12 protein-coding genes are annotated in these 13236 nt (G+C 60.0%); 9 read left to right on the top strand and 3 right to left on the bottom strand.

Annotated elements, in window-relative coordinates:
- The first annotated feature begins 146 nt into the window (after nucleotides 1-146).
- Both VY732_RS08270 and VY732_RS08265 read left to right on the top strand, forming a co-directional pair.
- Nucleotides 147-1445 (top strand): hypothetical protein, encoded by a 1299-nt coding sequence (locus VY732_RS08270; protein ID WP_064117369.1) that lies wholly within the window; start codon nucleotides 147-149, stop codon nucleotides 1443-1445.
- Nucleotides 1438-2226: an MlaA family lipoprotein gene (locus tag VY732_RS08265; RefSeq protein WP_108226817.1), complete on the top strand. Its 789-nt coding sequence runs from the start codon at nucleotides 1438-1440 to the stop codon at nucleotides 2224-2226. The genes VY732_RS08270 and VY732_RS08265 overlap by 8 nt, the downstream gene beginning before the upstream one ends.
- Nucleotides 2227-2401: 175 nt before the next feature.
- Here the strand turns inward: VY732_RS08265 and VY732_RS08260 are convergent, their stop codons facing one another.
- Entirely contained in the window at nucleotides 2402-3316 is a 915-nt protein-coding gene (locus VY732_RS08260; RefSeq protein WP_116032402.1) for a DUF808 domain-containing protein, read from the bottom strand.
- Between the two features lie 135 nt (nucleotides 3317-3451).
- Between VY732_RS08260 and VY732_RS08255 the strand changes: the two genes are divergently transcribed.
- Nucleotides 3452-4057, top strand: a complete 606-nt coding sequence (locus VY732_RS08255) for a TetR/AcrR family transcriptional regulator (protein ID WP_077571699.1) — start codon at nucleotides 3452-3454, stop codon at nucleotides 4055-4057.
- A gap of 102 nt (nucleotides 4058-4159) precedes the next feature.
- Here the strand turns inward: VY732_RS08255 and VY732_RS08250 are convergent, their stop codons facing one another.
- Nucleotides 4160-4618, bottom strand: coding sequence for an REP-associated tyrosine transposase (locus tag VY732_RS08250; protein ID WP_116032405.1), 459 nt, complete (start codon nucleotides 4616-4618; stop codon nucleotides 4160-4162).
- Between the two features lie 212 nt (nucleotides 4619-4830).
- Nucleotides 4831-5271, bottom strand: coding sequence for a GlcG/HbpS family heme-binding protein (locus VY732_RS08245; protein WP_331695158.1), 441 nt, complete (start codon nucleotides 5269-5271; stop codon nucleotides 4831-4833).
- 268 nt (nucleotides 5272-5539) lie between these two features.
- Between VY732_RS08245 and gcl the strand changes: the two genes are divergently transcribed.
- The 6 genes from gcl to VY732_RS08215 all read left to right on the top strand — a co-directional run bounded on the left by gcl (nucleotide 5540) and on the right by VY732_RS08215 (nucleotide 13227).
- Nucleotides 5540-7315, top strand: coding sequence for a glyoxylate carboligase (gcl, locus tag VY732_RS08240; RefSeq protein ID WP_008083509.1), 1776 nt, complete (start codon nucleotides 5540-5542; stop codon nucleotides 7313-7315).
- Nucleotides 7316-7492: 177 nt separating this feature from the next.
- Nucleotides 7493-8275 (top strand): hydroxypyruvate isomerase, encoded by a 783-nt coding sequence (gene hyi / locus VY732_RS08235; RefSeq protein ID WP_077571696.1) that lies wholly within the window; start codon nucleotides 7493-7495, stop codon nucleotides 8273-8275.
- 156 nt (nucleotides 8276-8431) lie between these two features.
- A complete protein-coding gene (locus VY732_RS08230) occupies nucleotides 8432-9325 on the top strand; it encodes a 2-hydroxy-3-oxopropionate reductase (protein ID WP_007919937.1) in 894 nt (297 codons plus the stop codon).
- 154 nt (nucleotides 9326-9479) lie between these two features.
- Nucleotides 9480-10754: a glycerate kinase type-2 family protein gene (locus VY732_RS08225; protein WP_116032409.1), complete on the top strand. Its 1275-nt coding sequence runs from the start codon at nucleotides 9480-9482 to the stop codon at nucleotides 10752-10754.
- Nucleotides 10751-12166 (top strand): pyruvate kinase, encoded by a 1416-nt coding sequence (gene pyk / locus VY732_RS08220; protein ID WP_116032412.1) that lies wholly within the window; start codon nucleotides 10751-10753, stop codon nucleotides 12164-12166. Before VY732_RS08225 ends, pyk begins: the two co-directional genes overlap by 4 nt.
- Before the next feature lie 146 nt (nucleotides 12167-12312).
- Nucleotides 12313-13227 (top strand): urea transporter, encoded by a 915-nt coding sequence (locus VY732_RS08215; protein WP_150752215.1) that lies wholly within the window; start codon nucleotides 12313-12315, stop codon nucleotides 13225-13227.
- The last annotated feature ends 9 nt before the right edge of the window (nucleotides 13228-13236 follow it).

Here is a 13236-nt window from a genome sequence, read left to right as displayed (position 1 = left end):
GTTCATTCAGGCAGTGCAAAGTGTATCGTCCAGCTACTATTACTCCGAATTCTGCCTGTTTGGTGCCGCAGCATGGCACTTTGGCGCAAACCCGGTGGTCATAGCCTGCGAACTTCATTCGGCACCTTCCTCTAAGGGATCTAGTCATGCTCCGTTCCTTGCGCTTCGCCGCGCTGTTCAGCGGCCTTATTCTGAGTGCGTCCGCACTGGCGGTGGATATCGACGCCGCCAGTTATGGCTACCCCCTGACCAACCCGTTCGAGGCGACCATCGCCACGACGCCACCGGACTTGCGCCCGGAATTGCCGCTGGACGACGACATCAATCAGTCGGACCGCAGCCTGACGTTGCGTCCGGAACGAGAGTTCATCCTGCCGGACAACTTCTGGGCGGTGAAAAAGCTCACCTACCGCATCGCCACCCAGGACAAACCAGCACCGCTGATCTTCCTGATCGCCGGCACCGGCGCGCGCTATGACAGCACGCTCAACGAATACCTGAAAAAGCTCTACTACAAGGCCGGCTACCACGTCGTGCAATTGTCGTCGCCAACCAGTTTCGACTTCATCAGCGCCGCCTCGCGTTTCGCCACCCCGGGCGTAACCAAGGAAGACGCCGAAGACATGTACCGGGTGATGCAGGCCGTACGCGCGCAGAATCCCAAGCTGCCAGTCACCGAGTACTACCTGACCGGCTACAGCCTCGGTGCTCTGGATGCCGCGTTCGTTGCGCATCTGGACGAGACGCGCCGCAGCTTCAACTTCAAGAAAGTGCTGCTGCTCAATCCGCCGGTCAACCTTTACACCTCGGTCACCAACCTCGACAAACTGGTGCAAACCGAAGTTAAAGGCATCAACAACAGCACGACATTCTATGAGCTGGTGTTGTCCAAGCTGACCCGCTACTTCCAGCAGAAAGGCTACATCGACCTCAACGATGCGCTGCTCTACGACTTCCAACAGTCCAAGCAGCACCTGACCAACGAACAGATGGCGATGTTGATCGGCACCTCGTTCCGCTTCTCGGCCGCCGACATTGCGTTCACTTCGGACCTGATCAACCGTCGCGGCCTGATTACCCCGCCGAAATTCCCGATCACCGAAGGCACCAGCCTCACGCCGTTCCTCAAGCGTGCGCTGCAGTGCGACTTCGACTGCTACCTGACCGATCAGGTGATCCCGATGTGGCGCGCGCGCACCGACGGCGGCAGCCTGCTGCAACTGATCGATCAGGTCAGCCTGTATGCGCTCAAGGATTACCTGCACGACAGCCCGAAAATCGCCGTGATGCACAACGCCGATGACGTGATCCTCGGCCCGGGCGACCTCGGGTTCCTGCGCAAGACCTTCGGTGATCGTCTGACCGTTTATCCACTGGGCGGCCATTGCGGCAACCTTAACTACCGCGTCAACAGCGACGCCATGCTGGAGTTCTTCCGTGGCTAAATATCTCCTGCTGATGGCAGCGCTCCTCTGCGCAGGCGTGGCCCAGGCCGACAACAGTAAAGCCAACGCGCCAGTGGTCGTCGACAGTGACGGCTTCAAGGAACCGCTGTCCAAACTCAAATTCAACCCGGGGCTGGATCAGCGCGAATTCGAGCGCTCAACGCTCAACGCGCTAAACGTCTACGACCCGCTGGAATCGTGGAACCGCCGGGTTTACCACTTCAACTATCGTTTCGACCAATGGGTGTTCCTGCCGGTGGTCGATGGCTACCGTTACATCACGCCAAGCTTCGTGCGTACCGGGGTGAGCAACTTCTTCAACAACCTCGGTGACGTGCCGAACCTGGTCAACAGCCTGTTGCAGTTCAAAGGCCAGCGCTCGATGGAAACCACCGCGCGCCTGCTGCTCAACACCACCATCGGCATCGCCGGCCTGTGGGATCCGGCCACCGCCATGGGCCTGCCGCGTCAGAGCGAAGACTTCGGCCAGACTCTGGGCTTCTACGGTGTACCGGGCGGCGCCTACTTCGTACTGCCGATCTTCGGCCCGTCGAACATCCGTGACACCGCAGGTTTGGCCGTCGATTACACGGCCGAATCGGCGATCAACTTCCTCAACGTCTCGGAAGTCAGCTCCAACCACCCGGAAATCTGGGCCCTGCGCGCGGTCGACAAGCGTTATCAGACCAGCTTCCGCTACGGTCAGATGAACTCGCCGTTCGAGTACGAGAAAGTGCGTTACGTGTACACCGAAGCGCGTAAGTTGCAGATCGCCGAGTAGTTTTCGGCAGGTACAAAAAAGGGCCATTCGATGCGAGTCGAATGGCCCTTTTTCATGGGATTGCACAGATCAAATGTAGGAGTGAGCCTGCTCGCGATAGCGGTGTACCAGTCACTACCTGTATGGCTGACAAACTGCTATCGCGAGCAGGCTCACTCCTACAGGGAGTTTGCGTTCAGCCTTTGATCGCGCGCCAGATCTTGCCGACAACGGAAACCACCGCCAACACCACTGCCCCGGCGATAATCCCCGCCACACCATTGAGCAACATCGGCACCGCAAACCCGACGCTGCCGGCCGCGGCACCAACGCCTTCGATCCAGTGATGCAGCACCGGCACGCCGTGAGTGAGGATGCCGCCGCCGACCAGGAACATCGCCGCCGTACCAACCACCGACAAGGTTTTCATCATGTATGGCGCGGCGCTGAGAATGGCGCTGCCGACTTTCTTGGCGAACTGACCTGGCTTCTGGGTCAGCCACAAACCGAGATCGTCGAGTTTGACGATACCCGCCACCAGGCCATAAACGCCCACCGTCATCACAATCGCAATGCCGGACATGACAATCACTTGCTGAGTCAGCGAGGCAGTTGCCACGGTGCCCAGAGTGATCGCGATAATCTCTGCCGAGAGGATGAAGTCGGTGCGAATCGCGCCTTTGATCTTGTCCTTCTCGTACGCCACCAGATCCGTCGCCGGATCCGCTACCGCCTCAGTCAGTTGCGCATGTTCGGCTTCATCTTCAGCCGCACTGTGCAGAAACTTGTGCGCGAGCTTCTCGAAGCCCTCGAAACACAAGTACGCACCACCGACCATCAATAACGGCGTCACCAGCCACGGCACGAATGCACTGATCGCCAGCGCCGATGGCACCAGAATCAGCTTGTTGACGAACGAGCCCTTGGCCACGGCCCAGACTACGGGGATTTCCCGTTCGGCACGCACGCCGGAGACCTGCTGGGCGTTGAGCGCCAGATCATCGCCGAGCACACCGGCGGTCTTCTTGGCGGCCATTTTGCTCATCAACGCCACGTCGTCCAGCACGGTGGCAATATCGTCGACCAGCACCAGCAAACTGCTTCCTGCCATGAATCCTGTTTCCTTTTATGTATGAATGTTGCGAAGCATAACGCGACCTTAGACCACGCGGGGCATTCTTGAGCGCCGCGCGAGGCCGGTGCTACCATGCGCAACCGCCAGAACAGGCAAGGAACCACCGGGTTTATGAGCACAATCCGCGAGCGCAACAAAGAACTGATCCTGCGTGCCGCCAGTGAGGAGTTTGCCGACAAGGGCTTCGCTGCGACCAAAACCAGCGACATCGCCGCCAAGGCGGGATTGCCCAAGCCCAACGTCTACTACTACTTCAAGTCCAAGGAAAACCTCTACCGCGAGGTATTGGAAAGCATCATCGTGCCGATTTTGCAGGCCTCGACCCCGTTCAATCCGGACGGCGTACCGAGCGAAGTGCTGAGTGGTTACATCCGCTCGAAGATCCGCATCTCCCGCGATCTGCCGTTCGCTTCGAAAGTGTTCGCCAGCGAAATCATGCACGGTGCGCCACATTTGAGCGCCGATCTGGTCGAGCAGCTCAACGGCCAGGCCAAGCACAACATCGACTGCATCCAGAGCTGGATCGACCGCGGCCAGATCGCCCCGATCGACCCGAATCACCTGATGTTCAGCATCTGGGCCGCGACCCAGACCTACGCCGACTTCGACTGGCAGATTTCTGCCATCACGGGGAAGGACAAGCTGGACGAAGCGGATTATGAAGCGGCGGCGCAGACGATTATCCGGTTGGTGTTGAAGGGGTGTGAACCGGACTGAAACACCGTAGAGACGCCATCGCGAGCAGGCTCACTCCTACATTTGGAATGCGTTCCCCTGTAGGAGTGAGCCTGCTCGCGATCGAGGCAACTCGGTTTCAGCTCAAACCCAAATAGCATCCCACAGCGGATAGTCGCCAAGCTTCTCCACCAGCCCGGCCCGCAACGGGTTGGCCACGACATATCGCGCCATTTTCACCAAATCGTCTTCCCGCCTCAGCGCGCGGTCATGAAACCCTCTCTGCCAGAGAACGCTGTTTCCACTGGAAGCTTGCCTGACAGCCTTGGTGCTCAGCGATTTGGTTTTTTGCATCACCTCACTCAATGAACCTCGTCGCAATTCAATCAGCCAATGGAAATGATCTGGCATCACTACCCAGGCTAATGAGCTCACCAGCCCCGAATCTTGCGCGTGTCGAAATTGATCAGCGACCAGTTTTCCCAAGGCAAAATTCGTGAAAATCGGCTTTCGTTGATAAGTGGTGCTGGTTAACAGATAGATTCGACTGACTTCGGTATAGCGCCCGACTCTCAATTTATGTGCAGCAGGTAGATCCGGCATTCCTTTGCCCTCTGTGATCAGGTCATGACAAGGCTAGTACCGGGAAAGACAAATGGGGCGGTCAACTGTTGGCAGGATGTGTCTGGTAGATAGCTATCGCGAGCAGGCTCACTCCTACAGGGGATCTGGGGTGTTCAAACATTTTGTGTCTGAACACAAATCCCTGTAGGAGTGAGCCTGCTCGCGATAGCGGTTATTCAATCAACGCAGATTCAAGCAGCCACCCCCGCATCCGCCTTCAACTCCAACGCCTCCACCGCTTTAATCGCCACTTGCTCATCAATATCCGACAGATCGCCGCTGATGCCGATCGCGCCCAGCACGTTCCCCGCCTGATCCCGAATCAACACACCACCCGGTGCCGGCACGACGCTGCCCTGGCCCATGCTGTTGAGTGCGGCAATAAACGCCGGACGTTGTTGTGCGTCCAGTGCCAGCAGGCGTGAGCCCTTGCCTAGGGCGATCGCGCCCCAGGCTTTGCCGATGGCGATGTTCGGGCGCAACAGGCTGGCGCCGTCTTCGCGTTGCAGGGTGATCAGGTGGCCGCCGGTATCGAGTACCGCGATGGTCAGCGGCGCGGCGTTGATGCCGCGCCCTGCGTTGATGGCTTCGTTGACCAGGTTGACTGCGACTTTCAAGGTTAAAGCGCTCATGGTGCCGTCCTCATTTTGTTATAGGGAAAGTCGTGGGCCTGCGCTTTTCTGCCGCAGGCCGATGCAACAAATAGAACACAATGAGTTATTTTTTTGTATACAATAATTCTCGAAAAGCGCCACATGCGACGAAAAGCCACAGTCAGACAGGCTTCCGACGAATGAAACAGGCGCTTGAGAAAATGGATTGACCTGCGCCGTCCGCCGTGAATACACTCTGCGCAAAGCCACTTGTATACAATTACAAAACGTAAAGAGGCACAAAACCATGAGCAAAATGAGAGCAATCGAAGCCGCCGTTCTGGTGATGCGCCGTGAAGGGGTTGATACCGCTTTTGGCATCCCGGGCGCAGCCATCAACCCGCTGTACTCCGCCTTGCAGAAGGTCGGTGGCATCGATCACGTCCTTGCTCGCCACGTTGAAGGCGCCTCGCACATGGCCGAGGGCTACACCCGCACCAAGGCCGGCAACATCGGCGTGTGCATCGGCACTTCCGGCCCTGCCGGTACCGACATGGTCACCGGGCTCTACAGCGCCTCGGCCGACTCGATTCCAATCCTCTGCATCACCGGCCAGGCACCCCGCGCCCGTATGCACAAGGAAGACTTCCAGGCTGTCGACATCACCAGCATCGTCAAGCCAGTCACCAAGTGGGCGACCACTGTTCTGGAGCCGGGCCAAGTGCCTTACGCGTTCCAGAAAGCGTTCTTTGAAATGCGCTCCGGCCGTCCAGGCCCAGTGCTGATCGACCTGCCGTTCGACGTGCAGATGGCCGAAATCGAATTCGACATCGACGCTTACCAGCCGCTGCCATTGGCCAAGCCGACCGCGACCCGCGTGCAGGTCGAGAAGGCTCTGGCGCTGCTCGATCAGGCCGAGCGTCCATTGCTGGTGGCCGGCGGCGGCATCATCAACGCCGACGCCAGCGATCTGCTGGTTGAATTCGCTGAGCTGACCGGCATTCCGGTGATCCCGACCCTGATGGGCTGGGGCACTATCCCGGACGATCACCCGCTGATGGTCGGCATGGTTGGCCTGCAGACTTCGCACCGTTACGGCAACGCGACGATGCTGAAATCCGACGTGGTGTTGGGGATCGGTAACCGTTGGGCCAACCGTCACACCGGTTCGGTTGACGTTTACACCGAAGGCCGCAAATTCATTCACGTCGACATCGAAGGCACGCAGATCGGTCGTGTGTTCACGCCGGATCTGGGCATCGTTTCCGACGCCGCTGCAGCACTGACCGTGTTCATCGAAGTGGCGCGTGAATGGCAAGCCGCCGGCAAGCTGAAAAACCGCAGTGCCTGGCTGCAAGACTGCCAGCAGCGCAAAGCCAGCCTGCACCGCAAGACCCACTTCGACAACGTGCCGGTAAAACCACAGCGCGTTTACGAAGAAATGAACCAGGTGTTCGGCAAGGACACCTGCTACGTCAGCACCATTGGTCTGTCGCAGATTGCCGGCGCGCAGTTCCTGCACGTCTACAAGCCGCGTCACTGGATCAACTGTGGCCAGGCCGGCCCGTTGGGCTGGACCATTCCGGCAGCGCTGGGCGTGGTGAAGGCCGATCCGAACCGCAAAGTCGTGGCCCTGTCGGGGGACTATGACTTCCAGTTCATGATCGAAGAACTGGCGGTCGGCGCTCAGTTCAAACTGCCGTACATCCACGTCGTGGTGAACAACTCGTACCTGGGTCTGATCCGTCAGGCCCAGCGCGGGTTCGAAATGGACTACTGCGTGCAGCTGTCCTTCGATAACCTGAACGCGCCGGAACTCAACGGTTACGGTGTTGACCACGTCGCAGTGGCTGAAGGCCTCGGCTGTAAGGCACTGCGTGTGTTCGAACCGTCGGAAATCGCCCCTGCCCTGCGCAAGGCCGAACAGATGATCGAAGAGTTCAAGGTGCCGGTGATCGTCGAGATCATTCTGGAGCGTGTGACCAACATCTCCATGGGTACCGAGATCAACGCCGTCAACGAATTCGAAGACCTGGCGCTGGTCGGCAACGATGCGCCAACGGCGATTTCGCTGCTTGATTGATCGTAATTAGCTCCCTCTCCCTCCGGGAGAGGGCTGGGGTGAGGGAAAGGTTTTGCGGTGATCGCAAAATTCGGATCAGACTCAGGATCCCCCTCACCCTAACCCTCTCCCCCAGGAGAGGGGACTGATCGCGTCCAGTCTGACCAACCGTGTCACATCCGTTTTTAGGAGACCACCATGCCGCGTTTCGCAGCCAACCTGTCCATGCTGTTCACCGAACAGGATTTCCTTGCCCGTTTCGACGCCGCCGCCAAGGCCGGTTTCAGCGGTGTCGAATACCTGTTCCCGTACGACTTCAGCTCCGCCGAAATCAAGGCCAAACTCGACGCCAACGGTCTGACCCAAGTGCTGTTCAACCTGCCGGCCGGTGACTGGGCCAAGGGCGAACGCGGTATCGCGTGCCTGCCGGATCGTGTCGAAGAGTTCCGCGCCGGTGTCGATCTGGCCATCGCTTACGCACAAGTGCTGGGCAACACCCAGATCAACTGCCTGGCCGGTATTCGTCCGCAAGGCGTTGACGATGCCACCGTGGAAAAGACCTTCGTTGCCAACCTGAAATACGCCGCCGACAAGCTGCAAGCGGCGGGCATCAAACTGGTGATGGAAGCGATCAACACCCGTGACATTCCGGGTTTCTACCTGAACAACACGGCGCAAGCCCTGTCGATTCGCGAGCAGGTCGGCAGTGCCAATCTGTTCCTGCAATACGACATCTATCACATGCAAATCATGGAAGGCGATCTGGCCCGCACCCTGCAATCGCACCTGGGCGAGATCAACCATGTGCAGCTCGCGGACAACCCGGGCCGTAACGAACCAGGCACCGGTGAAATCAACTACCGCTTCCTGTTCGAACACCTCGATCGCATCGGTTATCAGGGTTGGGTCGGTTGCGAATACAAGCCGCTGACCACTACCGAAGCAGGCCTCGGCTGGCTGAAAACCCATAACGCAATCTGACGCAAATCCCCTGTAGGAGCGAGCCTGCTCGCGATGAATTCACCTCGGTACACCTGATGTACCTCAGCGCCTGAATCGCGAGCAGGCTCACTCCTACATAAAAGCACCTGCTGCCCCCTATTTGCTTGAGCAAGACAAAAACAAGAGGATTTTCTCATGGCTAAAATCGGATTTATCGGCACCGGCATCATGGGCCACCCAATGGCTTCGAACCTGCAGAAAGCCGGTCACAGCCTGTTCCTGTCGGCGCACCACGACGCCGCCCCGGCCGACCTGGTCGCCGCTGGCGCCGTTGCTTTGGCCAACCCGCGCGAAGTCGCGCAGGAAGCTGAATTCATCATCGTCATGGTCCCGGATACCCCACAGGTCGACGACGTGCTGTTCCGCGCCGACGGCGTTGCCGCCGGCCTGAGCAAAGGCAAAATCGTTATCGATATGAGCTCGATCTCGCCGACTGCGACCAAAGCTTTCGCCGCGAAGATCAACGAGAAAGGCGCGCAGTACCTCGACGCACCGGTTTCCGGCGGTGAAGTCGGCGCCAAAGCCGCGACCCTGAGCATCATGATCGGTGGCGACGCCGATGCCTTCGAACGCGCGCTGCCGCTGTTCCAGGCCATGGGCAAGAACATCACCCTGGTCGGTGGCAATGGCGACGGTCAAACCGCCAAAGTCGCCAACCAGATCATCGTCGCGCTGAACATTCAGGCCGTTGCTGAAGCCCTGCTGTTCGCTTCGAAAAACGGTGCTGATCCGGCCAAGGTGCGTGAAGCACTGATGGGCGGTTTCGCCTCCTCGAAGATCCTTGAAGTGCACGGCGAGCGCATGATCAAAGGCACTTTCGATCCAGGCTTCCGCATCAGCCTGCACCAGAAAGACCTGAACCTGGCCCTGCAAGGCGCCAAGGAGCTGAACATCAACCTGCCGAACACCGCCAACGCCCAGCAAGTGTTCAGCACCTGCGCAGCGATCGGTGGCAGCAACTGGGACCACTCGGCTTTGATCAAAGGTCTGGAACACATGGCCAACTTCTCGATTCGCGACAACAAATAAGCCCTGCACCAAACCCTGTGGGAGCGAGCCTGCTCGCGAAAGCGGTTGCACATTCAACATCCATGTTGGCTGACACACCGCCTTCGCGAGCAGGCTCGCTCCCACAAGGGTTCCGAGTTGCCCTTTCGAATAACAAGAATTCCGGGAGCCCGCCATGTCGGTCGATCCGCAACAACTGCTGCGCGAGCTGTTTGCCACAGCCATCGACGCGGCCCATCCGAACCAAGTCCTCGAAGCCCATTTGCCCGCCGACCGCAGCGGCCGGGTGATCGTCATCGGTGCCGGCAAAGCCGCTGCCGCGATGGCGCAAGTGGTCGAGCGCAGCTGGCAAGGTGAAGTGTCTGGCCTGGTTGTGACCCGTTACGGTCACGGCGCCCCGTGCGAAAAAATCGAAGTGGTCGAAGCCGCGCATCCGGTGCCGGACGCTGCCGGTCTGGCCGTGGCCAAACGCGTGCTCGAACTGGTCAGCAACCTGACTGAAGACGACCGCGTAATCTTCCTGCTCTCCGGTGGCGGCTCTGCCCTGCTGGCCCTGCCGGCCGAAGGCATCACCCTCGCCGACAAGCAGTCGATCAACAAAGCCCTGCTGAAATCCGGCGCGACCATCGGCGAGATGAACTGCGTGCGCAAGCACCTCTCGGCGATCAAGGGCGGGCGTCTCGGCAAGGCTTGCTGGCCTGCCACTGTCTACACCTACGCGATTTCCGATGTACCGGGCGACCTCGCCACGGTCATCGCGTCCGGCCCGACCGTGGCCGACCCGAGCACTTCCGCCGAAGCGCTGGCGATCATCAAGCGCTACGGCATCGAGATCCCGGTCTCGGTGCGCAACTGGTTGCAAAGTCCTGAATCGGAAACCGTCAAACCCGGCGATCCGAGTCTTGCGCGCAGCCACTTCCAGTTGATCGCCCGCCCTCAGCAGTCACTGGATGCCGCGGCGGTGAAATGCCGTCAGGCCGGTTTCAGCACGCTGATCCTCGGCGACCTCGAAGGTGAATCGCGCGAAGTGGCGAAAGTCCACGCCGGTATCGCCCGCCAGATCATCAACCACGGTCAGCCACTGGCAGCGCCGTGCGTGATTTTGTCCGGCGGCGAAACCACCGTGACCGTGCGCGGCAATGGCCGTGGCGGACGCAACGCCGAATTCCTCCTCAGCCTCACCGACAGCCTCAAGGGCCAGCCCGGCGTCTACGCGCTAGCCGGTGACACCGACGGCATCGACGGCTCGGAAGACAACGCCGGCGCGATCATGACCCCGGACAGCTACGCCCGCGCCGCCGCCCTCGGTTTGAGCGCCAGCGACGAGCTGGATAACAACAACGGCTACGGCTATTTCGCGGCGCTCGACGCGCTGATCGTCACCGAGCCGACCCGCACCAACGTCAACGACTTCCGCGCCATTCTGATCCTTGAGAGCTGCAAATCATGACGCCTGATAAAAAGGTCAAAATCCTCGCCACCCTCGGGCCTGCCGTCGATGGCATCGAAGACATCCGTGAACTGGTCGAGGCCGGGGTGAATATCTTCCGCCTGAACTTCAGCCACGGCGATCACGCCGACCACGCCAAGCGCTATCAGTGGATCCGCGAAGTCGAGCGCCAGCTCAACTACCCGCTGGGCATTCTGATGGACTTGCAGGGGCCGAAACTGCGCGTCGGCAAGTTCGCTGACGGCAAGGTGCAACTGCACCGCGGTCAGGCCTTCCGCCTGGATCTGGACGCGACACCGGGCGATGAGCGCCGGGTGAATCTGCCGCATCCGGAAATCATTGCCGCGCTGGAAGCGGGCATGGATCTGCTCCTCGACGACGGCAAACTGCGTCTGCGCGTAGTGACCAAGTACGACGACGCGATCGACACCACCGTGCTCAACGGTGGCGAACTGTCGGACCGCAAAGGCGTCAACGTGCCGCAAGCGGTGCTCGACCTCAGCCCGCTGACCGCCAAGGATCGCCGCGACCTGAGCTTCGGTCTGGAGTTGGGTGTGGACTGGGTCGCGCTGTCGTTTGTACAGCGTCCGCAAGACATCATCGAAGCCCGCGCATTGATCGGCGACAAAGCCTTTTTGATGGCGAAAATCGAGAAGCCTTCGGCGGTTGAACAACTGCGTGAAATCGCTGAACTGAGCGACGCGATCATGGTGGCCCGTGGCGACCTTGGCGTTGAAGTGCCAGCCGAGAGCGTGCCGCAGATTCAGAAGAACATCATCACCACCTGCCGCGAACTCGGCAAACCGGTGGTGGTGGCAACGCAGATGCTGGAGTCGATGCGCTTCTCCCCTGCCCCGACCCGCGCCGAGGTGACCGACGTTGCCAACGCCGTGGCCGAAGGTGCCGATGCGGTGATGCTGTCGGCGGAAACCGCGTCCGGTGAGTACCCGCTGGAAGCCGTGCAGATGATGAGCAAGATCATCCGTCAGGTGGAGAACGGCCCGGATTATCAGACGCAGCTCGATGTCAGTCGGCCGAAAGCCGAGGCAACCGTTTCCGATGCGATCAGTTGCGCGATCCGGCGTATCAGCAACGTGCTGCCGGTAGCGGTTCTGGTCAACTACAGCGAATCGGGCGCATCGAGTTTGCGTGCGGCGCGGGAACGGCCGAAAGCGCCGATCCTCAACCTGACGCCGAACCTGCAAACCGCGCGGCGTTTGAGCGTGGCGTGGGGGATTCATTCGGTGGTCAACGATCGCCTGCGTCAGGTCGACGAAGTCTGCTCGACCGCGCTGGAAATCGCCCAGGCGCAGGGTATGGCCGAGCGTGGTGACACGCTGCTGATCACTGCCGGCGTGCCGTTCGGGCAGCCGGGTTCGACTAACTCGCTGCGTATCGAAACATTGATTTAGCGCCTGTACCGGCCTCTTCGCGAGCAGGCTCGCTCCCACAGTTGATTTGTGTGCATCACAAATTCAATGACTGAACAGAGATTCAGTGTGGGAGCCCGCCTGCTGGCGAAACAGGCGCCTCGGTTTCACTGACTTTCAGAACTGCCATGCCTGCCAATCATTTCAACACCCACTGCCCCGACTGGGCCGAGGCTTTGCTCAACGGTTTCAGTCAAATATTCCTCCAGCGCCATCCGCTGTGCGGCCTGCTGTGCCTGTTGGCGATCCTGCTGACCGCACCGGTGCTGTTCGCCGGTGCGCTGCTCGGTGCCGTCGCCGGATTGCTCACCGCGCAACGGCGCAACTACGCCAAGGCTGATCGCCAGGCTGGGTTGTTCAGCTACAACGGCATCTTGCTCGGCCTGTTGCTGAGCCTGTATTTCCCCTGGTCACCGCTGCTGCCGCCGCTGATTCTCGCCGCTGGCGGCTTGAGCGCGATGGTCACACAGCAATGGCTCAAACTCGTGTACCGCAGCCGATCGATTCCGGCCTACACCTCGCCGTTCGTGGCCATGAGCTGGGTTCTGCTGCTGTTCGCCGAACCTTCAGCGCCGATGGCGCACATCGAGATGAACACGCTGAATTTGCTCGCCGCCGAACTGCGCGGTTTGGGCCAGGTGATGTTCCTTGGTCATCCACTGGCCGGCGCATTGATCGCCATTGGTTTGCTGATCGCTGATCGCCGGGCTTTTTGCTGGGCGATGCTGGCTTCGGCGATCGGTCTCGGCTCCAGCCTGCTGCACCACGAAACCAGCGCTGCGCTGTCAGGCCTTGGCAGCTATAACGCCGTGCTCGCCGCCCTCGCCTTCTCTTCGCAACGTCAACAACCGTGGCTGCCACTGCTCGGCATCGTGCTGGCGCTGCTGGTCACGCCACTGTTTGACGCAGTCGGCCTCGGTACTTTGACCGCGCCGTTTATCCTCGCCGGCTGGCTGATCCGCGCCGGGATTCAGATGCTCGGCAAAGCCGTCGTCGAGCGTGCGCCTTGCGCTCACGGGGAGAATCAACCTAGGCTGCGCTGATCTTCGATT

This window comes from Pseudomonas sp. ZY71 (assembly GCF_036542145.1).
Lineage (GTDB): Bacteria > Pseudomonadota > Gammaproteobacteria > Pseudomonadales > Pseudomonadaceae > Aquipseudomonas > Aquipseudomonas koreensis_A.
This window is presented reverse-complemented; position numbering and strand designations above follow the sequence as displayed.